The following is a 24,960-nucleotide window of genomic DNA, read 5'->3' as shown; positions in this document are numbered from 1 at the left end:
GGGGGCCCTTCGCTCTGCGCGTTTTCTCTGTGCGTTTTCTCTGGCCCTTTTCTCTGGGCGTTTCAGGCCATGAGGAGCGACGGGCCGTCCTTCCACTTCAGGATCTTGTCGAAGCTGACCACCGCGCCGCCGCCCCGGCCCGTACGGTTCCCGAACTGGACGTGGTCGGCGAGCTCCTCGATCAGCCGCAGACCCCGCCCGTGCTCGCAGTCGTCGGACGGAGCGGCCGGCGGCACGGAGACCGGTTCGGCGCTCGCCCTGTCCTCCGCGGGAAACCCCGGACCCGAGTCCGCCACCTCGATACGGCACGTCTCGCCGTCCAGGTAGGCCGTCACGCGATACGCCCGGCCCGTCCCGTCCGCAGCACCGTCACCGCCGTGCTCCACCGCGTTCGCGCACGCCTCCGTCAGGGCCACCGACAGCTCGTAGGACACGTCGGGATCGACCCCCGCCGTCTCCATCGTGCCCAGCAGGAGCCGACGCGCGAGCGGCACGCTCGCGGCCTCACGCCGCAGATGGAGTGACCACCAGATGCTCATGCTCCAGCCTCCCGGCCGCGGCTCGACATACCGTTACCTATTGCCGGAAGGAAGCCTCCGTAAGCCCCCGAAAACGTGAAGAGCGCTCATTCGGCGGATGCAGCGGACGGGGGCCCGGGTGTATGCCACCCCCCGAGCCGGGCATATGCCGCCCCCAAGGTGCGCAAGAACGACCTTCCGGACCTGCCGCATGGCGGGGGCACCCCTGGTGCGATGATGGGCCCGCCATGTCTGCCCCCGCGCTCGCTCCACGGCTGCTGAGGGCCGCGGTGTTCACCGCGGTCTGCGTCGTGCTGTCCGCGACCGGACACGCCCTCGCCGCCTGCGCGGGCATCGCCCTGTGGTCCCTCGTCGCCGGCTTCCTCGGCGTCTTCGGGTTCACCGTCCTCCTCACCGGACGCGAACGCTCCCTCGGCTTCGTCGTCGGCGCCCTCACGGCCGGGCAGCTCGGCCTCCACGCCCTCTTCGGCCTCGGCCAGCGCCACCTCGCGCAGGCCGGTGCCCTCGGCCGGACCGACCAGACCGACGACGCCCTCGTCCGGCTCGCCGCCCGACTCGTCTGCGGCAAGAACGCGGCCGCCATCGGCCCCGCCGAAGCCGGCCGGATCGTCGGCGACGCGGGCCTCGGAACCGGCGGCGGCACAGGACTCGGCGGCACGGGACTCGGCCACGGGGCCCACGCCACGGGCGCCGCCCTTCCCGCAGCTCTTCCCCTGGACGGGGCGGTCGCCGGGCTCCTGCCCAGCCTCCCCATGCTCCTCGGCCACCTGCTCGCCGCCCTCGCGGCCGGCTGGCTGCTCCGCCGGGGCGACCGGGCGATCGTCACCCTCGTCCGGCTCTCCGAGCAGGGCGCGACCGAGCTCGCCGAATGCGCCCTCGTCCGCGCCCTGCGCACCTCGCTCCGCCTCGTACGGAGCCTGCTCGCCGGCCTCCCGGCCGCGCCGCACGCCGGGCCGCGCAGGCCTGCCCGTACGGCCTTCGACTCCTCGCCCCCGCCGGTGGCCGAGGCACTCAGAGACACCGTGATCAGGCGCGGCCCGCCCGCCGCCGCGTACGCCCTCGCAGCCTGACGCGGACCCGCCCACCACTCCTCCTCGGAGGGGCGGCGCCGCGAACGCCCGCGCACCCTTCGATCCTCGTCGGTGTGCCGGTTACCGCCGTCATCCCCTTCTCCGAGCTGGAGTGTCTTCTGCCATGACCGTTTCCCGTATCGCCCTCGCCGGCGGCATCGCCCTCTCCTCCGTCGTCCTGCTGTCCGGCACGGCCTTCGCGCACGTCAGCGTGCAGCCGCAGGGCGAGGCCGCCAAGGGCGGGTACGCGACCGTCAACATCAAGGTCCCGAACGAGCGCGACAACGCCTCCACCGTGAAGCTCGAGGTCAACTTCCCGCTCGACCACCCGCTGGCCTCCGTCATGCCGCAGCCGGTCCCCGGCTGGAAGGCCGAGGTCACCAAGAGCAAGCTCACGAAGCCGCTGGAGCTGCACGGCAAGAAGATCAACGAGGCCGTCTCCAAGGTCACCTGGACCGCCGACGGCTCGAAGATCGGCCCCGGCCAGTTCCAGCAGTTCCCGCTCTCGCTCGGCCAGCTGCCCGAGGACACCGACGAGCTCGTCCTCAAGGCGATCCAGACCTACGACAACAAGGAAGTCGTGCGCTGGATCGAGGAGGCCAAGGAGGGCGCGGACGAGCCGCAGAACCCGGCCCCCGTGCTCAAGCTCTCCGCCGCGAGCGCCGATCACCACGGCGGCGGTGCCACCGCCCCGACGGCCTCCGCCACGACCGACGCGAAGGCCGGCCACGACGACAAGGCGGCCGACCACGAGGAGACCGCCGCCTCCACCGCCGGCGGCACGGACACCACGGCCCGCGTCCTCGGCGTCATCGGCATCCTCGTCGGCATCGCCGGCGTCGCCTTCGGCATCCTCGCCGGCCGCCGCCGCTCGGCCTGACGGCCCCGCCCCCACACGCACCCCCTCTCACTCGTACGACCGGAAGAACCACCATGTCCGAAGAGAAGACGCCCGGGGCGGCCACCGCCCGCCCCGGGCGGCGCACGCCGCTGATCATCGCGGCCGTCGCGATCGTCGCCGCCCTCGGCATCACCGCCGCCGTCGGCCTCGGCGACGACTCCAAGCCCGACAACGGCTCCAGCGCCGTCGCCGAGGTCTCCGGCGGCAGCGACCCCGAGAAGGCCGCCACCGTCCTCGACCGGCCCTTCACCAAGCCCGACCTCGTCCTCACCGACACCAAGGGCCAGAAGTACGACCTGCGGGAACGCACCAAGGGCAAGCCGACCCTCATCTACTTCGGCTACACCCACTGCCCCGACGTCTGCCCCCTGACGATGAGCAACATCGCCATCGCCAAGAAGCAGCTCCCCAAGGCCGACCAGGACAAGCTCCAGGTCGTCTTCGTCACCACCGACCCGGAGCGGGACACCGCCGCCGAGCTCGGCAAGTGGCTGCCCGCCGCGGGCGACCCCTCCTTCACCGGTCTGACCGGCGACTTCTCCGCCATCCAGGCGGGCGCCCGCTCGATGGGCATCGGCATCGACCCGCCCAAGGTCGAAAACGGCAACGTCGTCTCCATGCACGGCGCCCAGGTGATCGCCTTCTCGCCCACCACCGACCAGGGCTACGTCCTGTACGGCGAGGACACCACCGTCGACCAGTACGCGCAGGACCTGCCGAAGCTCATCAAGGGGGAGAACCCGTGACCCGCCGCACCACCACCCTGGCCGCCGTCTCCGCCCTGGCGCTCGCCTCCTCGCTCGCGCTGACCGGCTGCTCGTCCTCGGACGACAAGCCCAAGCTGGAAGTCAGCGGCGCGTTCATGCCGCAGCCCGTGATGGACATGGCCGGCGGCTTCCTCACCATCAAGAACGACAGCGGCACCGCCGACAAGCTCACCTCCGTCACCAGCCCCCTCTCGGACGACGTCACGATCCACGAGACGAAGAACCAGAAGATGCAGCAGGTGACCTCGTTCGACATCCCCGCGAACGGCGAGCTCAAGCTCGAACGCGGCGGCAACCACATCATGTTCATGGAACTGAAGTCGAAGCCGAAGCAGGGCGACAAGGTCAGCATCGAGCTCCACTTCGAGAAGGCCGACCCCATCAAGGTCGACGTTCCCGTCGAAGCCGCCAACCACAACCCGCAGCACTGAGTCGTCGACGTACTGACGGAATGACGGACTGACGGAACGACGGACTGACGGAGTGACGCAGAGATGACAACGACCACCGCCCCGCGCCTCGGTGCCACCTGGGCCCGGCTGCTCGTCCTCGCGGCCGCGCTGCTCGGCACGCTGCTCGCGGGCGCCGCACCCGCCTCCGCGCACGCGGCGCTCACCGGCAGCGACCCGAAGGACGGGGCGGTGGTCGCCACCGCTCCCAAGGAGGTCAACCTGACCTTCAGCGAGCAGGTCGCCATGAGCGCCGACTCGATCCGGGTCCTCGACCCCTCGGGCCGGCGCGCCGACACCGGCGAGATCCGCGACCTGTGCAGCGGTTCCGTCGTCCGGTACGGAGTCGGGCTCCGCGCCGGACTTCCCGACGGTACGTACACGGTGGCCTGGCAGACCGTCTCCGCCGACAGCCACCCCATCGCGGGCGCCTTCACCTTCTCCATCGGCGCCCCTTCCGCGACCTCCGTCGCCCTCCCCGAACAGAACGTCGGCGGCGGCCCCGTCGGCGCCCTCTACGGAATCGCCCGCTACCTCTCGTACGCCTCCTTCGCCGTCCTCGTCGGCGGCGGCGCCTTCGTCCTGATCTGCTGGCCGCGCGGGGCGGGCTCCCGCCCGGTCCAGCGGACCGTCGTCCGGGCCTGGCTGACCCTGACCGTCGCCACCCTCGTCATGCTGCTGCTCCGCAGCCCGTACACCGGCTCCGGCGAGCTCTCCGACGCCTTCGACCTGGCCGGCCTGAAGGCCGTCCTGGAGACGAAGACGGGCGCCGCGCTCACCTCCCGGCTGCTGCTCCTCGGCGCCGCCGCGCTCTTCGTGGCCGTCCTCTTCGGCTCCTACGCCCGGCGCACCGACCCGAAGGAGAAGAAGGACCTCGCCTTCGGCCTGGGCCTCGGCGGCACGGTCGTCGCCGCCGGGATCGCCGGCACATGGGCGCTCGCGGAGCACGCCTCCACCGGTATCCAGCCCGGTATCGCCATGCCGGTCGACATCCTGCACCTCCTCGCCGTCGCCGCCTGGCTCGGCGGACTCACCGTGCTGCTCGTCGCGCTCTACCGGACCACCGCCGTCGACCGCTCGGCCGTCGAGGGCTTCTCGAAGGTGGCCTTCGCCTCCGTCCTCGTCCTCGTGGCCACCGGCGTCTACCAGTCCTGGCGCCAGGTCGGCTCCTGGTCCGCCCTGACCGACACCCGCTACGGCCAGCTGCTCCTGGTCAAGATCGGCCTGATGGCCGTCCTCCTCGGCATCGCCTGGACCTCCCGCCGCTGGACCCAACGCCTGTCGGACCCGACGCGAGCCGAGGACCCGGCCGAGGACCCGGCCGAAGACGCGGCCGAAGACGCGGCCGAAGACGCGGCCGAGGAGCCTGCCCAGGACGCCTCGGCCGAGGGCCCGGCCGACCCCGAGCGGGCCGCTCAGCTCGCTCGGCAGCGGGCTGCCGTCGCCACCGCTCGGCGCAAGCGGGAGCGGGACAGCGATCCCGAGCGGACGGGTCTGCGCCGCTCGGTGCTGACGGAGGCCGCCGTCGCCGTCGTTCTCCTGGCCGTCACCACCGTCCTCACCTCGACCGAACCCGGTCGTACGGAGGAGGAGGCCGGCCGGACCGGCGTCGCGGGATCGGCCGCCGTCCCCGATCGTCCCGTGGACATCCGGCTGCCCTTCGACACCGGAGGCGTCGACGGCAAGGGCGTCGTGCGTCTCAGCCTCGACCCGGGCCGCACCGGTGCCAACGCGCTCCATCTCTTCGTCGAGCGTCCCAACGGCAAGCCGCTGGACGTTCCCGAGATCAAGGTCGCCTTCACTCTGGAGGCCAAGGCCGTCGGCCCGCTGCCCGTCGTGCCCGACCGGATCCAGACCGGACACTGGACCGCGAGCGGCGTCCAGATCCCGATGCCCGGGGAATGGAAGATCCAGGTGACCGTCCGTACCTCCGACATCGACCAGACCACCATCGCCAAGAACGTGAAGATCGGCTGAACCAGGTGACCGAGAGCGACAACAACACGAGTGAGAACAGCGGCGACACCGTCGACATCTCGCGGCGGCGCCTGCTCGGCACCGTCGGCGCGGCGGGCGCGGCCGGACTCGTCATCGGCGCGGCCGGCGGTGTCGGGATCGCCGGGGCGGTCTCCGGCGACGAGGCCTCCGCGGCCGGCGCCGGCGGCCCTGGTGCCCTCACCTCCGTCGGCACGACCGAGGTGATGTTTCACGGGAAACATCAGGCCGGCATCACCACTCCGCTCCAGTCCCGTGGTCATCTGATCGCCTTCGACCTCGCGCCCGGCGCGGGGCGCAAGGAGGCCGCTGCCCTGCTGCGCCGCTGGTCGGCCACGGCGAAGACGCTCATGGCGGGCAAGGCCCCCGCCGAGGACACCGGCATCGCACTGGACGCGGGACCCTCCTCTCTCACGCTCACGTTCGGCTTCGGCAGGACGTTCTTCGACCGCACCGGGCTCGCCTCGCGCCGCCCCGCCGCGCTCGACCCGCTGCCCGCGTTCTCCTCCGACGCGCTCGACCCCCGGCGCTCCGAGGGCGATCTGTGGGTGCAAATCGGTGCGGACGACGCCCTCGTCGCCTTCCACGCCCTGCGGGCCGTGCAGAAGGACGCGGGTGACGCGGCCCGGGTGCGCTGGCAGATGAACGGCTTCAACCGCTCGGCCGGTGCCACCGCGAAGCCGATGACCGCGCGGAACCTCATGGGCCAGGTCGACGGCACGGGCAACCCCAAGCCTTCGGACCCGGACTTCGACAAGCGGATCTTCGTCCCCGCCGGGGCGGCGGGCGGCGGGACAGGAACCGGCGCCGATGCCTGGATGGCCGGGGGTTCGTACGCGGTGGTGCGGCGGATCCGGATGCTGCTCGACGACTGGGAGAAGCTCCCGCTGGACGGGCAGGAGAAGGTGATCGGCCGCCGGAAGTCCGACGGCGCCCCGCTCACCGGAGGCAGCGAGACCACCGAGCTCGACCTGAACAAGTTCGGGCCTGACGGGAAGCTGGTGATCCCGGACAACGCCCATGCCCGGATCTCCGCCCCCGAGCAGAACGGTGGCGCGGCGATGCTGCGCCGGCCTTTCTCCTTCCATGACGGGATCGGTACCGACGGGACGCCGGACGCCGGTCTCCTCTTCGTCTGCTGGCAGGCCGATCCGCTCCGGGGCTTCGTCCCGGTGCAGCGGAAGCTCGACCGGGGCGACGCGCTGTCGGCCTTCATCCGGCACGAGGCGAGCGGTCTCTTCGCGGTGCCGGGTGGCCCCGCGGAGGGCGAGTACGTGGGTCAGCGGCTTCTGGAGTCGTAGCGGTCCTCGGGACGGGCGTCCGGCGGGACCGGGGAGCATTAGGGTGACGGTATGTCCGCCACCCGGTTCACGTATCTCGGCCCCGAAGGCACTTTCACCGAGGCCGCGCTCCGTACGCTGCCCGAGGCCGCGACGCGGGAGCTGGTCCCGATGGTCTCGGTCCCGGCCGCGCTCGACGCCGTACGGAACGGGGAGGCCGCCGCCGCGCTCGTACCGATCGAGAACTCGGTCGAGGGCGGGGTGACCGCGACCCTGGACGAGCTGGCCTCCGGCGAGCCGCTGGTGATCTACCGCGAGGTGCTGCTGCCGATCGCCTTCGCCCTGCTCGTACGCCCCGGGACCAAGCTGTCGGACGTCAAGACGGTCACGGGCCACCCGGTGGCCCAGCCGCAGGTCAGGAACTGGCTGCGCAAGCACCTGCCCGAGGCCGTGTGGGAGTCGGCCGCGTCGAACGCGGACGGGGCCCGGCTGGTCCAGGAGGGCCGGTTCGACGCCGCCTTCGCGGGTGAGTTCGCGGCGGCGACGTACGGTCTCGAAGCGCTGGTGACCGAGATCCACGACGCGGAGAACGCCGAGACGCGGTTCGTGCTGGTGGGCCGGCCGGCCCGTCCGTCGGCCCCGACGGGCGCGGACAAGACGTCCGTGGTGCTGTGGCTGGGTGACGATCATCCTGGTGCCCTCCTCGAACTTCTTCAGGAATTCGCGGTGCGCGGGGTGAACCTGATGCTGATCCAGTCCCGGCCGACGGGGGCGGGGATCGGGAACTACTGCTTCGCCGTGGACGCCGAGGGACATATCTCGGACCGCCGCGTGGGCGAGGCGCTGATGGGGCTCAAGCGGATCTGCCCGAAGGTCCGATTCCTGGGCTCGTACCCGCGGGCGGGTGTCAGGCCCGAGGACGTGGCGGCGCTGCGGCGCGGTACGTCGGACGATGAGTTCACGGCGGCCTCCGACTGGTTGGCGAGGGCCCAGGACGGTCGGGCCTGAGCCCGATACTGGCCGATCTCCGCGACCGTCGTCGGCGGTCGTCCACAGGTACGAATAACTAGTTCTACTAGTCCTACCTGCGTACTTTTCTTTACCCACAGAGGTTATCCACAGGATTTCGCGCACCCCTGGGGACAAGTCGACATCGCGAACCGACACCCCTGCCGACCTCCCCTTTCCCGGCTTCTATCCGACATGGTCGACAAATCACCCCACTCCCTCTCGGTTGTCCACCCAAACGAGAAGAGCGCAGACGTTTGGTCGCGGAATTGCCGGATTCGCGTGCCACCGCACCCCGCTCACTCCTTTCACCCTCGACCCGCACCGGTGCGCGTAGTCCACAGAACTTCCGCACAGCCTGTGGATAACTGAGCCAACACGCGCGGCCCCATCCGGTGGGGCCGGGCGCGCAAGCGGGCACCGGTAGCCTGGTGGGGTGATTGACCTTCGTCTGCTCCGTGAGGACCCCGACCGTGTTCGCGCCTCCCAGCGCGCCCGTGGAGAGGACGTCGCGCTCGTCGACGCCCTGCTCTCCGCCGATGAACGGCGCAGGTCGTCCGGCGTCCGCTTCGACGAGCTCCGCTCCGAGCAGAAGGCGCTCGGCAAGCTGATCCCCAAGGCCACCCCCGAGGAGCGCGCCGAGCTCCTCCAGAAGGCCGAGCAGCTCAAGACGGACGTCAAGGCCGCCGAGGCCGAGCAGAACGAGGCCGACGAGACCGCCAAGCGCCTGCTCCTCCAGCTGGGGAACATCGTCCACAGCGACGTGCCCGTCGGCGGCGAGGAGGACTTCGTCGTCCTCGAGACGCACGGCACCATCCGCGACTTCGCCGCCGAGGGCTTCGAGCCCAAGGACCACCTGGAGCTCGGCGAGGCCCTCGGCGCCATCGACGTCGAGCGCGGCGCCAAGGTCTCCGGCTCGCGCTTCTACTACCTGACCGGCGTGGGCGCCCTCCTGGAGCTCGCCCTCGTCAACGCGGCGATCGCCCAGGCCACCGAGGCCGGCTTCATCCCGATGCTGACCCCGGCACTGGTCCGTCCGCGCGCCATGGAGGGCACCGGCTTCCTCGGCCAGGCCGCGGAGAACGTGTACCACCTGGAGAAGGACGACTACTACCTCGTCGGCACCTCCGAGGTCCCGCTCGCCGCGTACCACATGGACGAGATCATCGACGCCGACAAGCTGCCCCTGCGGTACGCCGGCTTCTCGCCCTGCTTCCGCCGCGAGGCCGGCACGTACGGCAAGGACACCCGCGGCATCTTCCGCGTCCACCAGTTCGACAAGGTCGAGATGTTCTCGTACGTCGCGCCCGAGGACGCGGAGAACGAGCACAAGCGGCTCCTGGAGTGGGAGAAGCAGTGGCTGACCTCCCTGGAGCTGCCGTTCCAGGTGATCGACGTCGCCACCGGTGACCTGGGCTCCTCCGCCTCCCGCAAGTTCGACTGCGAGGCGTGGATCCCGACCCAGGGCAAGTACCGCGAGCTGACCTCCGCCTCCAACTGCGACGGCTTCCAGGCCCGCCGCCTCTCCGTCCGCATGCGCGACGAGCAGAACGGCAAGAAGACGGTCCAGCCCCTGGCCACCCTGAACGGCACGCTGTGCGCCGTACCGCGCACGATCGTGGCGATCCTGGAGAACCACCAGCTGCCCGACGGTTCGGTCCGGGTGCCGGAGGTCCTGCGGCCGTACCTGGGCGGCCGCGAAGTCCTGGAGCCGATCGCCAAGTGACCTCCTTCCCCTACCGCCTGGTGGCGACGGACCTCGACGGCACGCTGCTGCGCCCCGACGAGACCATCTCCACCCGCACGCGTGAAGCGCTCGCCGCCGCGACCGAGGCGGGCGCCGTGCACATCGTCGTCACCGGCCGGGGGGCGCCCTGGACCCGGCACATCCTCGACGACCTCGGATACGAGGGCATCGCGGTGTGCGGGCAGGGCGCGCAGGTCTACCACGCGGGTGAGCACCGGCTGCTGACCTCACTCACCCTGGACCGGCAGCTCGCGGGGCTCGCCCTCTCCAAGATCGAGGCGGAGATCGGCCCGCTCGCGCTGGCCGCCAGCCGCGACGGCCTGGAGGGCGAGGTCCTGATGGGCCCCGGCTACCGGGTTCTCGAGGGCGCCCTGCCGTACGTTCCGTACGAGGACCCGGCCGAGCTGTGGGCGGCGCCGCTGACCAAGGTCTACATCCAGCACCCGGAGCTGAGCGACGACGAGCTGACGCGGGTCGCCCGCGAGACGGTCGGCGGGCTCGTGGACGTCGTCATGGCGGGCGAGGGTGTCGTCGAGATCCTGCCGCTCGGCCTGAGCAAGGCGACGGGCCTGTCCCTGGCCGCGCGCCGGCTCGGCGTGAAGGCCGCGGAGACGATCGCCTTCGGCGACATGCCGAACGACATCCCGATGTTCGCGTGGGCGGCTCACGGGGTGGCGATGGGCAACGCGCACGAGGAACTGCGCGCGGTGGCGGACGAGGTGACGGCGTCGAACGAGGACGACGGCATCGCGGTCGTCCTGGAGCGCCTGCTCGGCGCCTGAGCCGGCTCCGTACGAAGAGAAGGCCCGCTCCCTTACCCGGAGCGGGCCTTCGCGGTTCGCGGCCTCGCGCGTACCGGTACGTGGGCAGGTACACGTACACGCACAGGTGCGCGCGCTCGAAGCGGCCGCGTCGGGAGATCCCCCGTCTCCCCCGCACAACTAGTGTGCGCCGGAGCCGTGTTCGGGAGCGACTGGTTTTCCGCGGCCCGGGTTCCCGCGGGTCAGCGGGTAGCAGGCGAGGCCGATGGCCAGGGAGATCGCGTGCCCGAGGTCGGTGTACGTGTGCCCGGCGAGGAGCGGCACGAGGAAGAAGGCGACCGCTCCGACGAGGTAGAACCAGCGCCAGGGGCGGGGGATCCGGTAGGTCAGGATGCCCACGGAGGCGGCGAGTCCGTAGCTGACGCCGATGTCGACGACGTGCGCCATGCTGCGCGGCACGTCGTGGTCCTGGATGGCGTCGAGGACCACCTGCTGGCTGATGAGGGTGGCCGCGATGTGTGCGGTGGCCACGGTGAACAGCCATTTCGGTGTGCCGAGCCACCGTTCGACGGGGGCGTGGAAGAGCTCGAAGAGGACCGCGTACAGCAGCAGGTCGGTCGGGTTCTCGATCCAGAACGCGCTGCCGAGCAAGGCCCGGGCCGGGTGGTGCGCGAGTTGGTAGAGGTTGCTGCTGTTGCGGTGGAGGAAGTACGTCTCCAGAGCGTCGGGCGAGAGCGCGATGACGAGGCTGGTGATCGCGATGATCAGCAGCCAGACATGCGTACCGGGTGACGACCGCACCCACGACCTGATCGGTCGGGACGGTTCGCCACCCGGGGACGCATGGCTCTGAGGTTCCCCACCCGGAGAGATGTTGTTCGGCACGGACCGTGCCTATCACCCCGGGTGGGCCCGAATCGGGAGAAACCTCAGAAATTGATCATGTGTCCGGCGATGCCGTGGATCGCTTCCTTCACGGCCTCGCCCAGCGTCGGGTGCGCGTGGACGTTCCGCGCGACCTCGTGGACGGTGAGGTCCCACTGCTGGGCCAGGGTCAGCTCGGGCAGCAGCTCGGTGACGTCGGGGCCGATGAGGTGGGCACCGATGATCTCGCCGTGCGTGCCGTCGGCGATGATCTTGACGAAGCCGGTGGCGTCGCCGAGGCCGTGCGCCTTGCCGTTCGCCATGAAGGGGAACTTGGCGACCTTGACGTCGTACCCCTTCTCGCGGGCCTGCGCCTCGGTCCAGCCGAAGCTGGCGATCTGCGGCTGGCAGTAGGTCGCGCGCGGGATCATCGGGTAGTCGAGCTCCATCGTCTCGGCGTCCGCGATGGTCTCGGCGGCGATGACGCCCATGGCCTCGGCGGTGTGCGCGAGCATGAGCTTCGCGGTGACGTCGCCGATGGCGTAGATGTGCGGCACGGAGGTGCGGCAGCGGCCGTCGACGTCGATCGCGCCGCGCTCGGTGAGGGCGACACCGGCCGCCTCCAGGCCGTAGCCCGTGACGTTCGGGGCGAAGCCGATGGCCTGCAGGACCTTGTCGGCCTCCAGGACCTTCTGCGCGCCGTCCTTGCCGGTGACGGTGACGCGGACCTGCGGGCCGGTCTCGTCGATGGACTCGACGCGGGTGGAGGTCAGGACGTCGATGCCGAGCTTGCGGTACTGCTTCGCCAGCTCCTTCGACACCTCCTCGTCCTCCAGCGGGGCGATGCGGTCGAGGAACTCGACGATCGTGACCTTGGTGCCGTAGTTGTTCAGCACGTACGCGAACTCGATGCCGATCGCGCCGGCGCCGGCGATGACGATCGACTGCGGGGCGTTCTCGGCGAGGATCTGCTGCTCGTACGAGACGACGCGGTCGCTCAGCGCGGTGCCCGGGAGCAGGCGCGGGCTGGCGCCGGTCGCGATGATGCAGTTGTCGAAGGTGATCGTCTCCGAGGTGCCGTCGGACTTGGCGACCTGGAGGGTGTTCGCGTCGAGGAAGGTGCCCCGGCCGTCGAACTCGGTGATCCCGTTCTTCTTCATCAGGAAGTGGACGCCCTTGACGCGGCCGTCCGCGACCGTGCGGCTGCGCGCGAAGGCGTCGCCGTAGTCGAAGGTCACCGTGCCGTCGACCTTGATGCCGAAGGTCTTGGCCTCGTGGTTGAAGATGTGGGCGAGCTCGGCGTTGCGCAGCAGCGCCTTGGTGGGGATGCAGCCGACGTTCAGGCAGACACCGCCCCAGTACTTCTCCTCGACGACCGCGACCCGCTTGCCCAGCTGGGCGGCGCGGATGGCGGCGACGTAGCCGCCGGGGCCAGCTCCGAGTACGACGACGTCGAAGCGGTCTGACATGACTGACTCCCGAGGGTGGTGAGGGTGTTCGGTCCGCGTACGGCCCCACAGTAGTCCCGTGGTCCACCCACGGGTCAGTTGTAGGATGACCGGGCAACCGGGCGAATCGACTGGTCACAGGGTCACAGGGGTGGAGCGGCATGGCGGCGTTGAAGGCGGCGGGGCGGACCTCGCTGGTGGACTCGGTGGTGGAGCAGCTGCGCGGGCAACTCGCCGGCGGGGAGTGGGCGGTCGGGGACCGCATCCCGACCGAGCACGAGCTCGCCCAGGAGCTCGGGGTCGGCCGCAACACCGTGCGCGAGGCGATCCGGGTGCTCGTCCACGCCGGGCTCCTGGAGTCGAGGCAGGGCAACGGCACCTTCGTCCGGTCGACCGCGGACCCGGCGGCGGTGCTGCGCGGGGTGCGGCACGCGGGCGCGGTGGACGTCCTGGAGGTCCGGGTCGCCCTGGAGGCGGAGGCCGCCCGGCTCGCGGCCGCGCGCCGGGACGCCGACGACCTGGTGCGGCTGCGGGCGGCCCTGGCGACGCTGCGGGAGGAGGGCGACCGGGACGCGGACGCCGACCTCGCCTTCCACCTCGCGGTGGTGGGCGCGACGCGCAACGCGGCCTTCGTCGAGGTCTACCGCTTCTTCTCGGCCCAGGTGCACGAGGTGCTCGTGGAGGCGCTCGGCGACCGGGAGATGCCGCCGGTCGACATCGACGCCCACGAGGCGCTGGTGGCGGCGGTCGAGGCGGGCGACCCGGAGGCGGCGGAACGCCAGGCGCGGGAGCTGCTGCGGGTGCCCCTGGACACGATCGCCGCGCTGACGAACGGCCCGGAGGGGACCCGATGAGCGGCTCGATACGTACGCGTACGGGCACGAGCGCGGGTACGGGCAGGGGCACGGGAACGGGTACGGGTACGGGTACGAGTACGGGCGCGGGCGCGGCGATACCGGTCGGCGCGGCGCCGACCGTGCTGGTCGACGCCGAGGCCGACGTCCGACCCTCGGCCGAGGGCACGGCGGCCCGGCGGGCACTGCTCGCGCACCCGGTCGTGCTCCTGGTAGGGATCGTGCTGGCCTCGCTGAACATGCGGGCCGCGCTCGCGAGCGTGGCGCCGCTGGTGGGCGAGATCTCCGCGTCCCTGGGGCTGTCGGCGACGGCGAGCTCGCTCGTCACCTCGGTCCCGGTGCTGTTCCTGGGGCTCGGCGCGCTGGTCGCTCCCTGGCTGGGGCGCCGCTTCGGCGCCGAGCGGGTGCTGTTCGCCGCGCTGGTCCTGCTGTGCGTCGGCATCCTGGCGCGCGTGCTGCCGTCCTCGTACGCGCTGTACGTCGGCGGGGTCCTCGTCGGCACGGCGATCGCTCTGCTGAACGTCCTGATGCCGGGCCTGATCAAGCGTGACTTCCCGGACCGGGCCGCGGCGATGACCTCGGTCTACACGGGCGCGATGATCGCCGGCGCGACGGTCGCCGCGGCCGCCGCGGTACCGCTGGAGGAGGCCCTCGGCGGCTGGAGGGCGTCACTCGGCTTCTGGTCGGTGCTCGCCGGTGTGGCGGCCGTGGCCTGGCTGCCGCAGGTCCTGATCGCCCGGGGGCGCCTGGGGCACGAGGTGCGGGCCGTCCCGGCCGCGGGCACCCGGCGGGCGAACGTCTGGCGGTCGTCGCTGGCCTGGCAGGTGACCCTGTTCATGGCCTGCCAGTCGCTCTGGTCGTACGTCCTGATCGCCTGGATGCCGACGATCTTCACCGATCACGGGCTGAGCCGCTCCACGGCGGGGGTGATCTTCGCCTTCAACACGCTGACGCAGATCGTGGGCGCCTTCGCGGTGCCGGTCCTGGCCGGCCGGACGCGGACCCAGCGTCCGTTGATCGTGCTGGTCACGTCGCTGGTCGCGGCCGGTTACGCCGGTCTGCTGGTCGCGCCCGCCGAGGGCGCCTGGCTGTGGGCCGGGCTCCTCGGCGTCGGTCAGGGCGGTGCGCTCGGCCTCGCCCTGACCCTGATCGTGCTCCGCTCGGGGGACGCGCTGACCGCCTCCCGGCTGTCCGGGATGGCCCAGACGGTCGGCTATCTGGTCGCCGCCGTCGGCCCGCTGGCGGCCGGTGCCCTGCACCAGGCCACCGGCTCCTGGAGCCTGCCGATCTCGCTGGTCCTCGGCGTCTGCGCGGCCGCCCTCGCGGTGGGCCTCCTCGCGGCCCGGGACCGCACGGTCTGAGCGGGGCCCTGGGTCGGTCCCGGCCGGGACCGACCCAGGACCGGCCGGTCCTGGTGTCCTACTCCTCGCCCGCCAGGGTCAGCGTCCGCAGCTTGTGCCCGGCGAACCAGGTCGCCGCGGCCGTCACCGCCGCGAGCAGCACCACCGCGGTGGTGAGGCCCACCTCGGAGTCGATCAGGCCGTCTCCGGTGACCTTCTCCGCGAGGGCCAGCGCCCACTGCTGGACGCTCAGCGTCCGTGCGCCGGAGATCAGGGAGCCGAAGAGGGTCTCCCAGACCAGGGCGTAGACGAGGCCGATGACCACCGCGTGCCGGCTGACCGTGCCGAGCAGCAGGAACAGCGCGCTGTAGGCGATGGAGGCGACGAGCGCCGCGACCGTGTACGCGACGGCGACCTGCTGGCCGTTGCCGTTGAGGATGAACCCGGCGATGAGCGTCGGGAGGGCGGAGAAGACCATCGTGACGGCGATCGCGACGATCAGCTTGGTGAAGATGATCGTGGGCCGCTTCACCGGCTTGGAGAGCAGGTAGACGATCGAGCCGTCGTCGATCTCGGGGCCGATCGCGCCCGTCCCGGCGATGACGCCGATCAGGGGGACCATCGTGGCCAGCGCGAAGCCGCCCAGGACGTCGGCGGCGACCTGGTCGTCCGCGCCGTTGAAGCCGCGGACCGCTATCGCGATGAGGACCAGCAGCGCGGGCAGCACGAAGAGGATCATCGCCCGCCGGCGGCCGAGCAGGGCCCGGTAGGTGAGCCGGGCGACTGTGGGGTTGTACATCGGTCAGGCTCCTTTCAGGCCGCGACGAGGTACGAGAAGACCGATTCGAGGGACTCGTCCGAGGGCGAGACCGTCAGGAGGCGGATGCCCCGCTCCTTGGCGACCTTCGGCAGGAGCTCCGTGAACCGCCCGAAGTCGACCGCCTGGATCCGCAGTCCGCCCTCGACGTGGTCGACCTCGATGCCGGACGTGGACGGGTCGGCGATGAGCGCGGCGGCCAGGGCACGGTCGTCGCTGGAGCGGACGAGGTAGCGGTGCGGCCGGTCCGTCATGAGGCGGCGGATCTTGCGGAAGTCGCCGGAGGCGGCGTGGCGGCCGGCCACGATCACCTCGATGTGGGAGGCGAGCTGCTCGACCTCCTCCAGGATGTGCGAGGAGAAGAGGACGGTGCGGCCCTCCGCGCCCATGCGGCGCAGCAGGTCCATCAGCTGCATGCGCTGGCGCGGGTCCATGCCGTTGAACGGCTCGTCGAGGAGGAGGACGGACGGCTGGTGCACGAGGGCCGAGGCCATCTTCACGCGCTGCCGCATGCCCTTGCTGTACGTGGAGACCTTGCGGTCCTGCGCGTACTCCATCTCGACCGTGGCCAGGGCCTCCTGGGCCTCCTTCTCGCCGAGGCCCTGGAGCTCGGCGTTGGCCACGACGAACTCGCGGCCGGTGAGGAAGTCGTACATCGCCTCCCGCTCGGGGACGACACCGATCTGGCGGTAGACGGACTCGTTGCCCCAGATCTTCTGCCCGTCGAGCGTGACGCTGCCCGTGGAGGGGTCGAGGAAGCCTCCCATCATGTTGATGAGGGTGGACTTGCCCGCGCCGTTCGGGCCGAGGAGACCGGTGACGCCGGGGCCCACCGTCATCGTGATGTCGTTGACGGCGACGACGTTTCCGAACCAGCGGGAGACGTGGTCGATGTGCAGCGTGGTCACAGCCCGACCTTTCGGTAGCGGCGCATCAGGATGCCGTACGAGCCGGCGATGAGCGCGAGGACGACCACCAGGTAGATCACGCCGACTCCCGTGCCCGGGGCCCCCGTGCCGTCGGGGAAGAGGGAGGGCGCGCCGAGGAAGGCGGTCTGGACGCCGATGAAGAGGGTCATCGGGGAGAACAGGCCGAGCCACTGCATGGCTCCGGCGTTGTCCGTGGCGAGGGAGATGCCCATGAGGGTGGTGACCGCCCCGTACGAGACGGTGAGGACGCCGATCACGGCGGCGACGCCGAAGCCGCGGCGCGGGGTCAGTGCCGCCATGACGAGGCCTATGCCGCCGAAGAGCAGCGACAGCAGCGCCACGGAGACGAGGCCCTGGGCGAACATCTTGGTCTGCTCGGCGAAGTCCATCTTGGCGAGCATCGAGCCGATCCAGAGGATCAGCAGCGGCGCGGCGGTGAGGACGAAGAGCGCCGAGGCCATCGCGCCGTACTTGGCGAGGACGTAGTCCGCGCGCTCGATCGGGCGGGAGAAGTACAGCGGCACCGTCCGGAAGCGGAGGTCCCGGGAGACGGACTGGGGTGCCTGCGAGGCCAGGTAGATGCTGATGACGAGCTGGAGGATGACCGCGTACTCCGTGTACTCGATCGACAGCTTGGACTGCTTGGTGACGACGGCGACGGCGACGATGACCAGGGCCGGGATGCACATCACGGCGAAGAGGATCATCGGCAGCACCTTCGACTTGGCGCTGCGGCCGAGGCCGTAGGCGCCGCGGAGGGACTGCGAGAACAGCGAGCGGCGCGCGTAGGCCCGGCCGAGGCGGGGGCCGTCGTACGACCGGTAGCCGATGTTGTGGATCTGGGTGTCGGGGGTGGCCTGGTTCGGCTGGGGCGACTGGGTGCTCATCGGGTCGGCACCTCCTCCTGCCGCGGGGGCGTCTCGGGCCGGAAGACCTCGGCGATGTGGTGGCGGCGCTGCTCCATGCGGACGAGTCCGAGGCCGAGGCCGGCGACGGTGTCGCGCACGAGGTCGTACGTCTCCTCGCCGGAGGCCTCCAGGAGGAGGATGTGGCCGGCGCCGGGCAGCCCGTCCTCGACGCCGTCGTGGAGGGTGACTCCGGCGGCGGTGAGGGCCGAGCGGAGCGCCTCCGTGCCGTCGGGGTGCGTGTCGGAGTCGGTGACCTCGACGGCGAGCGTCGTGGTGGTCCGGGTGAAGTCGCTCGTGGAGCTGGAGCGGAGCAGTCGTCCGCCGTCGATGACGACGACGTGGTCGCAGGTGCGCTCCAGTTCGCCGAGGAGGTGCGAGGTGACGAGGACGGAGATGCCGAAGTCGGTCCAGACGCGGCGGATCAGTCCGAGCATCTCGTCGCGGCCGACCGGGTCGAGGCCGTTGGTCGGCTCGTCGAGGAGGACCAGCTTCGGGTCGTGGACGAGGGCCTGCGCGAGCTTCACCCGCTGCTTCATGCCCGTCGAGTAGCCGCCGATGGGGCGGTAGCGCTCCTCGTACAGGCCGACGTGACGGAGGGTGTCGGCGGTCCGCTCCCGGGCGGCGGTCGCGGGCAGGCCCGACATCCGCGCCATGTGGACGACGAACTCGGTGGCCGAGACGTCCGGGGGCAGGCAGTCGTGCTCCGGCATGTAGCCGACGCGCTCGCGGATCTCGGCGCCGGAGGTGCTGACGTCGAGGCCGAGCACCTCGGCGCGTCCCTCCGTGGCGGGGGCGAGGCCGAGCAGGATTTTGATCATGGTGGACTTGCCGGCTCCGTTGGCACCCACGAGGCCGGTCACACCAGGCCCGATGTCCAGGGAGAGCCGGTCAAGCGCGGTCACCCGGGGGAACCGCTTGCTGAGGCTTTCGGTCGCGATGACAGTCACGGGTACGACGGTAGTGGCGTGCGCCACAGCAGTCGTCAGACCAACGGCTCGATTCGTCTCCGACCAGAGGAGTACAAGCCGGTGGGGGCGTCGAGACGAAAGTCGTCGCGGGCGGGCGGGGACCCCGAGCTTTCCCCGAGTCCGCGTCCGACCCCTTGACTCAGCCGTCGGTCATTGTCACATTCATCGGTGTCAAGTTACGGACGCGTAGGGCGATCGGACGCTCACAGGAGACGGCGGTTGGCATGGCCTCAGCAGTGACAGGCGAACTCACCGCGGAGCTGCGGGGGTTCAGGGAAGTGCAGCGGCTCGCGTACGAGTGCGCGGAAGCCGTCGCGGCCCAGCTCAAGCCGGGCGTGACCGAGCGCGAGGCCGCCCGCATGCAGCGGGAGTGGCTGTACGAGCGAGGGGTGCGGGACTGGTTCCACCGGCCGTTCGCCTGGTTCGGGGACCGCACGGCCTTCGTCGACTTCAGGATCCCCCTCCAGTTCTTCCCGACCAACCGCCGCCTGGAGGCGGGGATGCCGTTCATCCTCGACATGGCACCGGTCTACAAGGGGCACACGGCCGACATCGGCTACAGCGGCTGCCTGGGCCTCAACCCGCTGCACGACAAGCTGCTCGCGGACCTCCGCGAGCACCGCGAACTGATCCTGCGCGAGGTGCGCGAGCGCCGTACGCTGCGCGAGATATACGAGGACGTGGACCGGCTCATGGTCCGCCAGGGATACGCGAACCGGCACCGGGCCTACCCCTTCGGCGTCATCGCCCACAAGATCGACCGGGTGAGGGAGCGCCGCTGGTCCCCGACGCTCTTCGGCTTCGGCAGCCAGGCGCTCAAGGGTCTGGCGAGCGACGCGCTGCACGGCCACCGGGACGGCTGGTCGCCGCTCTGGTCGCCGTACACGTTCTCCGACCACCCGCCCGTGCCGGGGATGTGGGCGGTCGAACCGCACCTCGGATTCCGGGGGACGGGCGCGAAGTTCGAGGAGATCCTGGTCGTCACCGACTCCCGGGACCCCGAGCAGAGCGCTTTCTGGCTGGACGACGATCTGCCGCACGTGCGGCGCTGGAACGAGGGAGCGGTCTGATGGCGGCAATCGCCGGACTGGGGAGCGCGCGGGAGCGCCGGGTCCGTACGGGCGGGATCGACCTGTGTGTCGTCGAGCTCGGCGACCCGGACCGGCCGACGGTGATGCTCGTGCACGGCTACCCGGACTCCAAGGAGGTCTGGTCGGAGGTCGCGACCCGGCTGGCCGAGGAGTTCCACGTGGTGCTGTACGACGTCCGGGGCCACGGCCGGTCGACGGCGCCGGCCCCGCTGCGCGGCGGCTTCACCCTGGAGAAGCTGACGGACGACTTCCTCGCGGTCGCCGACGCCGTCAGCCCGGACCGCCCGGTCCACCTCGTGGGCCACGACTGGGGTTCGGTGCAGTCCTGGGAGTTCGCGACCGTCGCCCGTACCGAGGGACGGATCGCGTCCTTCACCTCGATGTCGGGCCCGAGCCTCGACCACTTCGGGCACTGGATCAAGCAGCGGATGACCCGGCCCACCCCGCGCCGGGTCGGTCAGCTCCTCGGCCAGGGCGCCAAGTCCTGGTACGTGTACATGCTGCACACGCCCGTGCTGCCGGAGCTCGCCTGGCGCGGGCCGCTGGGCAAGCGCTGGCCGAAGCTCCTGGAGCGGGCCGAGAAGGTCCCGGCCGGCGACTACCCGACGCCGTCCCTGCCGAACGACGCGGCGCACGGCGCCTGGCTCTACCGGGACAACGTCCGCTCCCGGCTCGGCAGGCCGCGCCCCGACGCGTACGCGCACGTGCCCGTCCAGCTGATCACGCCGACCGGTGACGCCTTCCTCTCCGAGCGGCTCTACGACGACCTGGCCACCTGGGTGCCGGACCTGACGCGGCGCAGCCTGCCGGCCAAGCACTGGGTGCCGCGCACCCGGCCCGACCAGCTGTCCGCCTGGATCACCGAGTTCGTCCGGGCCAACGAGGACGCGTCGACCAAGGCGCCCAAGCCGGTGGCGACGACAGCCGCCAGAAGCCAGGTGAAGCCGGCGTACGCGGAGCGGTTCGGCGGGCAGCTGGTCCTGGTGACCGGCGCGGCCAGCGGCATCGGCCGGGCGACCGCCTTCGCCTTCGCCGAGGCCGGCGCCCGGGTCGTGGCCGTGGACCGGGACGTCGAGGGCGCGGCCAGGACGGCCGAGATGGCCCGTCTCATCGGCGCCCCGGACGCCTGGGGCGAGGCCGTCGACGTGGCGGACGAGCAGGCGATGGAGAAGCTGGCCGCGAAGGTGGCGAGCGAGTACGGCGTCGTCGACGTCCTGGTCAACAACGCGGGCATCGGGCTCAGCGGCTCCTTCTTCGAGACGACGAGCGAGGAGTGGAAGCGGGTCCTCGACGTCAATCTGTGGGGCGTGATCCACGGGTGCCGGATCTTCGGCGCGCAGATGACCGCGCGCGGCCAGGGCGGCCACATCGTGAACACCGCCTCGGCGGCGGCCTTCCAGCCCTCCCGGGCCCTGCCCGCGTACAGCACGTCGAAGGCGGCGGTGCTGATGCTCAGCGAGTGCCTGCGCGCCGAGCTGGCCGGCCAGGACATCGGCGTGTCCGCGATCTGCCCGGGCATCGTCAACACCAACATCACGGCGACCACGCGGTTCGCGGGCGTCGCGGACGAGGCGGAGGAGAAGAGGAGACAGCGCAAGGCCTCCCGGCTCTACGGCCTGCGGAACTACCCGCCGGAGAAGGTCGCGGACGCGATCCTCGACGCCGTCCTGCACGACCGCGCCGTGGTCCCGGTCACCCCCGAGGCGCGGGGCATCCACGCCCTGTCCCGGCTCAGCCCGGGCGTCCTGCGGGCCTTCGCCCGCTGGCAGCCGCCCGCGTAACCGGGTGCCCCCGGCCGCACGGGAGGGAACGGGAGGGGCCGGCGGTCGTACGATCCCTCCCAGGAGGGGCACCGCGGCGACGGGGTGCGGTGAGCGGTCGGTGGGAGCGGGTTTGTCCGAGCAGTCAGCACAGCCGGAGTACCGGATCGAGGACCTCGCGCATCACAGCGGGGCCACGGTCCGGACGATCCGCGCCTACCAGGACCGCGGTCTGCTGCCCCGACCCGAGCGGCGCGGCCGGTCGAACGTGTACGGGGACGCGCACCTCGCCCGGCTGCGGCAGATCGCGGACCTCCTCGACCGCGGCTACACCCTGGCCTCCATCAAGGAGCTCCTGGAGGCCTGGGACACCGGCCGGGGCCTCGGCGGAGTACTCGGCCTGGTCGCCGAGGTCCACGGCCCGTGGACGGACGAGGAGGCCGACCGGATCTCGCGCGCCGACCTGGACGCGCGCTTCGGCGGCACGCCGGACGAGGACGCCATCCGGGACGCCATCGAGCTCGGCGTACTGGAACGGCTCCCGGACCGGGAGGCGGAGGAGTACCTCGTACCGAGCCCGCAGGAGCTCGCCGTGGCCGTCGAGCTGTACGCGGCCGGGGTGCCGCTCGCCGCCATCACCGGGCACCTGCGGGAGCTGCGCGACCAGGTCGAGCACATCGCCTCGCGCTTCCTGGAGTTCACCACCGAGCACGTCTTCGCCCGCTACCTGGAGCACCGGCCGCCGACGGACGCGGACGCGGCCGAGGCGGCGACGATGGTGCGGCGGCTCCGGCCACTCGCCCAGCAGACGGTCGACGCCGAACTCGCCCGGGCCATGCGCCTCCTGGCGACCCGGCACCTCCAGATCCACCTGTCCCCCGAACCGCCGCCGTCCCGCGACGACGAGCCGCGGCCCATAGCGCTCCCGGCCGACACCGTCCGGGCGGTGCAGGAGCTCGTCGGCCCGGACGGCGTGGCGGCGTTCGTCGCGGCCGCCGCCGAACGCGAGCTGGGGAAAAGGACCTTGGACGCCCTTGCCGGGCGCCACTCCCCGCAAAAATGAGGTCGTTGTCCACAGAACAGCCAACTAGCCTGTGGATAAATCGCTTTGGCTGTGGACCAAACGCCGACGAACGGGGGAACTCATGGACGAACGACGCACGGTGAAGGTGTCGAAGTACCTGTCCAAGCACCTGCGTCACCAGCCCGAGCGGATCGGCCTCACCCTCGACGCGCACGGCTGGACCGAGATCGACACCCTCCTCCGTGCCGCCGCCGACCACGGCTTCCGGATCAGCCGCGAGGAGCTCGACCACGTCGTCGCGACCAACGACAAGAAGCGCTTCGCGATCGAGGGCACCCGCATCCGCGCGAGCCAGGGCCACACCGTGGAGGTGGACCTCGACCTGCCGGCCGCCGAACCTCCCGCGTACCTCTACCACGGCACGGTCGCGGACCGGCTGCCGGCGATCCGCGCGGAGGGGCTGCGCCCCATGACCCGCCACCACGTGCACCTCTCCCCCGACCGGGAGACCGCGACCCGCGTCGGGGCCCGGCGCGGCCGTCCGGTCGTCCTCGGCGTCGACGCGGGCGCCATGCACCGGGCCGGGCACGTCTTCCACGTCAGCGCCAACGGGGTCTGGCTCACCGACACCGTCCCGCCGGAGTTCCTCCGGCTGCCCTCCTGAGCCCGACGCGCCGTCCGGCGGCTCAGGCATGATCGTTGTCATGACGCACCCGCATCTGCCCACGACCGAATCCGCCGTCACCGCGATCCGCGAGATCGCCCGCGAGTTCAACCTGGAGATGACGGTCACCGACGACATCGGCGCGGACCGGACGTCCCGGCGCACCTCGTCCGACGCGTTCGCCGTCCTCGACCCCGACGGATCCCTGCCGCACGAGGCCTACGTCGAACTCGGCGGCTCGCCCGTGCTCACCGTCCTTCTCTACCCCGAGGACGACGCCAAGGTCACCGTGGACGGCATCGAGTTCGCGGACCTCCCGCGCGACACGGTCCCCGACTTCCTCCGCTCCGTCCTCGGCGGCCTCGCCCACGTGAAGGGCCGCTTCTTCCCGCCCGGCTGGTGGCTGGTCGTCCCGCTCCCCGGTGACAGGACCTACAAGGAGATGGTCACGGCCCTCACGCTCACCCCCTGGCTGAGCTCCTCGGTCCGCTGATCCGCGGATCCCGCCGTAGGCTCGGGACCATGAGCAACCTGCGCCTGAGCACCGTCATCCTGCCCATCGACCGCTGGCACGACGGCGGACGCGCGAAGTGGCAGCGCGCGGAGGAGCTGGGATTCCACACCGCGTACAGCTACGACCACCTCTCCTGGCGGACCTTCCGGGAGGGCCCCTGGTTCGGTGCCCTCCCCACGCTGACCGCCGCCGCCACGGCGACCGAGCGGATGCGCCTCGGCACCCTCGTCACCTCGCCGAACTTCCGGCACCCGGTGACCCTCGCCAAGGAGCTCATCTCGCTCGACGACGTCTCCGGCGGCCGGATCACCCTCGGCATCGGCGCCGGCGGCAACGGCTTCGACGCCACCGCGCTCGGCCAGGAGGCCTGGACGCCGAAGGAGCGCGCGGACCGCTTCGGCGAGTTCGTGCCGCTGCTCGACCGCCTGCTCACCGAGGGCGCGGTCACCGAACGCGGCACGTACTACACGGCGGAGGACGTCCGGAACGTCCCCGGCTGCGTCCAGCGCCCCCGCCTGCCCTTCGCCGTGGCCGCGACCGGCCCGCGCGGACTGCGCCTCGCCGCCCGTCACGGGCAGGCGTGGGTGACGACCGGCGACCCGAAGCTGTACGAGGAGGGCACCCCGGCGCAGTCCGTGGAGGCCCTGCGCGGCCAGATCGAGAAGCTCGGCAAGGCCTGCGCCGAGGCCGGCCGTGACGTGGCCGAACTCGACAAGATCCTGCTGACCGGCTTCACCCCGGACCGCAACGGCCCGCTGGCGTCGGTCGACGCCTTCGTCGACTTCGCCGGCACCCACCGCGACCTCGGCTTCACCGAGCTCGTCATCCACTGGCCGATCGCCGACTCCGTCTTCGCCACGGACCAGGCCGTCTTCGAGCGGATCGCGACCGAGGCCCTCACGCAGCTGGGCTGATCCCGCCGCCCGCGCCGCCTCCGGGAGGACCGGAGGCGGTCGCCAGGGCCACGGCCTCGGCCATGCCCTGGAGGACCTCCCCGATGAGGACCGGCTCGCGGGCCGCGCACTCCGCCTCGGCCTGCTCGCAGCTCCCGCACAGCGCCATCCGCAGGCTCCCGACCCAGCGGCCGTACGGCGCTCCGCAGGCCTCGCACTCCCCGGTCCGTCGGCCCGAGACCATCGTCCACCCCCTGGATTCGCCGCGAGCTCCCCGGGAATCCTTCCCCGGTCTCCGGATACCGAACGAGCGTCTTATCGCCGAATCCACCCACTCATCTGCGCACCTCCCCGCACGCACGTGCGCCC

At 71.5% G+C, this 24,960-nt stretch carries 25 protein-coding genes; 17 read left to right on the top strand and 8 right to left on the bottom strand.

The genetic code is table 11. From position 1 onward, the window contains the following. Nucleotides 1-62: 62 nt before the first annotated feature. A complete protein-coding gene (locus ACFC0Z_RS20915) occupies nucleotides 63-539 on the bottom strand; it encodes an ATP-binding protein (protein WP_376439922.1) in 477 nt (158 codons plus the stop codon). Between the two features lie 227 nt (nucleotides 540-766). Here ACFC0Z_RS20915 and ACFC0Z_RS20910 point away from each other — a divergent pair, with 227 nt between their 5' ends. The 9 genes from ACFC0Z_RS20910 (at nucleotide 767) to ACFC0Z_RS20870 (ending at nucleotide 10,538) form a co-directional block, all read left to right on the top strand. Continuing rightward, a complete protein-coding gene (locus ACFC0Z_RS20910) occupies nucleotides 767-1,609 on the top strand; it encodes a hypothetical protein (protein ID WP_376439919.1) in 843 nt (280 codons plus the stop codon). 124 nt (nucleotides 1,610-1,733) lie between these two features. Beyond that, nucleotides 1,734-2,489, top strand: coding sequence for a YcnI family protein (locus ACFC0Z_RS20905; RefSeq protein WP_376439917.1), 756 nt, complete (start codon nucleotides 1,734-1,736; stop codon nucleotides 2,487-2,489). Between the two features lie 53 nt (nucleotides 2,490-2,542). After that, nucleotides 2,543-3,256: an SCO family protein gene (locus tag ACFC0Z_RS20900; protein ID WP_376439915.1), complete on the top strand. Its 714-nt coding sequence runs from the start codon at nucleotides 2,543-2,545 to the stop codon at nucleotides 3,254-3,256. Beyond that, complete coding sequence (locus ACFC0Z_RS20895; protein ID WP_376439912.1) at nucleotides 3,253-3,708, top strand: copper chaperone PCu(A)C; 456 nt, start codon at nucleotides 3,253-3,255, stop codon at nucleotides 3,706-3,708. Before ACFC0Z_RS20900 ends, ACFC0Z_RS20895 begins: the two co-directional genes overlap by 4 nt. 63 nt (nucleotides 3,709-3,771) lie before the next feature. Beyond that, nucleotides 3,772-5,703 (top strand): copper resistance CopC/CopD family protein, encoded by a 1,932-nt coding sequence (locus ACFC0Z_RS20890; RefSeq protein ID WP_376439910.1) that lies wholly within the window; start codon nucleotides 3,772-3,774, stop codon nucleotides 5,701-5,703. Further along, nucleotides 5,628-7,022 carry an iron uptake transporter deferrochelatase/peroxidase subunit gene (gene efeB, locus ACFC0Z_RS20885; protein WP_376439907.1) on the top strand — a complete coding sequence of 465 codons (1,395 nt, stop codon included), beginning with the start codon at nucleotides 5,628-5,630 and terminating at the stop codon, nucleotides 7,020-7,022. Before ACFC0Z_RS20890 ends, efeB begins: the two co-directional genes overlap by 76 nt. Nucleotides 7,023-7,073: 51 nt before the next feature. After that, nucleotides 7,074-8,009, top strand: a complete 936-nt coding sequence (gene pheA / locus ACFC0Z_RS20880) for a prephenate dehydratase (protein WP_376439904.1) — start codon at nucleotides 7,074-7,076, stop codon at nucleotides 8,007-8,009. 436 nt (nucleotides 8,010-8,445) lie between these two features. Continuing rightward, nucleotides 8,446-9,735 (top strand): serine--tRNA ligase, encoded by a 1,290-nt coding sequence (gene serS / locus ACFC0Z_RS20875; protein WP_376439902.1) that lies wholly within the window; start codon nucleotides 8,446-8,448, stop codon nucleotides 9,733-9,735. After that, nucleotides 9,732-10,538 carry an HAD family hydrolase gene (locus ACFC0Z_RS20870; protein WP_376439899.1) on the top strand — a complete coding sequence of 269 codons (807 nt, stop codon included), beginning with the start codon at nucleotides 9,732-9,734 and terminating at the stop codon, nucleotides 10,536-10,538. The genes serS and ACFC0Z_RS20870 overlap by 4 nt, the downstream gene beginning before the upstream one ends. 159 nt (nucleotides 10,539-10,697) lie before the next feature. Here ACFC0Z_RS20870 and ACFC0Z_RS20865 read toward each other — a convergent pair whose 3' ends face one another. After that, nucleotides 10,698-11,318: a rhomboid-like protein gene (locus tag ACFC0Z_RS20865; RefSeq protein ID WP_376439897.1), complete on the bottom strand. Its 621-nt coding sequence runs from the start codon at nucleotides 11,316-11,318 to the stop codon at nucleotides 10,698-10,700. Nucleotides 11,319-11,446: 128 nt separating this feature from the next. Continuing rightward, the gene (gene lpdA, locus ACFC0Z_RS20860; protein ID WP_376439894.1) at nucleotides 11,447-12,850 is read right to left on the bottom strand and encodes a dihydrolipoyl dehydrogenase; all 1,404 of its coding nucleotides are present in this window, start codon (nucleotides 12,848-12,850) and stop codon (nucleotides 11,447-11,449) included. A gap of 140 nt (nucleotides 12,851-12,990) precedes the next feature. Here lpdA and ACFC0Z_RS20855 point away from each other — a divergent pair, with 140 nt between their 5' ends. Together ACFC0Z_RS20855 and ACFC0Z_RS20850 are read left to right on the top strand one after the other, a co-directional pair. Then, complete coding sequence (locus tag ACFC0Z_RS20855) at nucleotides 12,991-13,683, top strand: FadR/GntR family transcriptional regulator (RefSeq protein ID WP_376439892.1); 693 nt, start codon at nucleotides 12,991-12,993, stop codon at nucleotides 13,681-13,683. After that, the gene (locus tag ACFC0Z_RS20850; protein WP_376439889.1) at nucleotides 13,680-15,044 is read left to right on the top strand and encodes a CynX/NimT family MFS transporter; all 1,365 of its coding nucleotides are present in this window, start codon (nucleotides 13,680-13,682) and stop codon (nucleotides 15,042-15,044) included. Before ACFC0Z_RS20855 ends, ACFC0Z_RS20850 begins: the two co-directional genes overlap by 4 nt. 58 nt (nucleotides 15,045-15,102) lie before the next feature. On the opposite strand, the gene ACFC0Z_RS20845 is transcribed toward ACFC0Z_RS20850, so the two are convergent. The 4 genes from ACFC0Z_RS20845 to ACFC0Z_RS20830 are packed head-to-tail and all read right to left on the bottom strand — an operon-like array spanning nucleotide 15,103 to nucleotide 18,624. Then, nucleotides 15,103-15,822 (bottom strand): ABC transporter permease, encoded by a 720-nt coding sequence (locus tag ACFC0Z_RS20845; protein ID WP_376439886.1) that lies wholly within the window; start codon nucleotides 15,820-15,822, stop codon nucleotides 15,103-15,105. A 14-nt stretch (nucleotides 15,823-15,836) separates the two neighbouring features. Continuing rightward, nucleotides 15,837-16,748 (bottom strand): ABC transporter ATP-binding protein, encoded by a 912-nt coding sequence (locus ACFC0Z_RS20840; RefSeq protein WP_376439883.1) that lies wholly within the window; start codon nucleotides 16,746-16,748, stop codon nucleotides 15,837-15,839. Continuing rightward, a complete protein-coding gene (locus ACFC0Z_RS20835) occupies nucleotides 16,745-17,656 on the bottom strand; it encodes an ABC transporter permease (protein ID WP_376439880.1) in 912 nt (303 codons plus the stop codon). The genes ACFC0Z_RS20840 and ACFC0Z_RS20835 overlap by 4 nt, the downstream gene beginning before the upstream one ends. Beyond that, a complete protein-coding gene (locus ACFC0Z_RS20830; RefSeq protein ID WP_376439878.1) occupies nucleotides 17,653-18,624 on the bottom strand; it encodes an ABC transporter ATP-binding protein in 972 nt (323 codons plus the stop codon). The genes ACFC0Z_RS20835 and ACFC0Z_RS20830 overlap by 4 nt, the downstream gene beginning before the upstream one ends. A 245-nt stretch (nucleotides 18,625-18,869) precedes the next feature. Between ACFC0Z_RS20830 and ACFC0Z_RS20825 the strand changes: the two genes are divergently transcribed. From ACFC0Z_RS20825 to ACFC0Z_RS20800, 6 genes are all read left to right on the top strand, one after another. Then, nucleotides 18,870-19,715 (top strand): M24 family metallopeptidase, encoded by an 846-nt coding sequence (locus ACFC0Z_RS20825; protein ID WP_376439875.1) that lies wholly within the window; start codon nucleotides 18,870-18,872, stop codon nucleotides 19,713-19,715. Further along, a complete protein-coding gene (locus ACFC0Z_RS20820) occupies nucleotides 19,715-21,517 on the top strand; it encodes an SDR family oxidoreductase (RefSeq protein ID WP_376439872.1) in 1,803 nt (600 codons plus the stop codon). The genes ACFC0Z_RS20825 and ACFC0Z_RS20820 overlap by 1 nt, the downstream gene beginning before the upstream one ends. Before the next feature lie 112 nt (nucleotides 21,518-21,629). Continuing rightward, on the top strand, nucleotides 21,630-22,559 hold the full coding sequence (locus ACFC0Z_RS20815) for a MerR family transcriptional regulator (RefSeq protein WP_376439870.1): 930 nt from the start codon (nucleotides 21,630-21,632) through the stop codon (nucleotides 22,557-22,559). Between the two features lie 82 nt (nucleotides 22,560-22,641). Continuing rightward, the gene (locus tag ACFC0Z_RS20810; RefSeq protein WP_376439867.1) at nucleotides 22,642-23,184 is read left to right on the top strand and encodes an RNA 2'-phosphotransferase; all 543 of its coding nucleotides are present in this window, start codon (nucleotides 22,642-22,644) and stop codon (nucleotides 23,182-23,184) included. A gap of 40 nt (nucleotides 23,185-23,224) precedes the next feature. Further along, nucleotides 23,225-23,677, top strand: a complete 453-nt coding sequence (locus ACFC0Z_RS20805) for a hypothetical protein (protein ID WP_376439864.1) — start codon at nucleotides 23,225-23,227, stop codon at nucleotides 23,675-23,677. A gap of 29 nt (nucleotides 23,678-23,706) precedes the next feature. Next, on the top strand, nucleotides 23,707-24,612 hold the full coding sequence (locus ACFC0Z_RS20800; protein ID WP_376439862.1) for an LLM class flavin-dependent oxidoreductase: 906 nt from the start codon (nucleotides 23,707-23,709) through the stop codon (nucleotides 24,610-24,612). Here the strand turns inward: ACFC0Z_RS20800 and ACFC0Z_RS20795 are convergent. Further along, nucleotides 24,596-24,835, bottom strand: coding sequence for a hypothetical protein (locus ACFC0Z_RS20795; protein WP_376439859.1), 240 nt, complete (start codon nucleotides 24,833-24,835; stop codon nucleotides 24,596-24,598). The genes ACFC0Z_RS20800 and ACFC0Z_RS20795 overlap by 17 nt on opposite strands. Between the last annotated feature and the right edge of the window lie 125 nt (nucleotides 24,836-24,960).

The sequence above is a fragment of the Streptomyces sp. NPDC056144 genome (assembly GCF_042264145.1).
In the GTDB taxonomy this organism is placed as follows: Bacteria; Actinomycetota; Actinomycetes; order Streptomycetales; family Streptomycetaceae; genus Streptomyces.
This window is presented reverse-complemented; position numbering and strand designations above follow the sequence as displayed.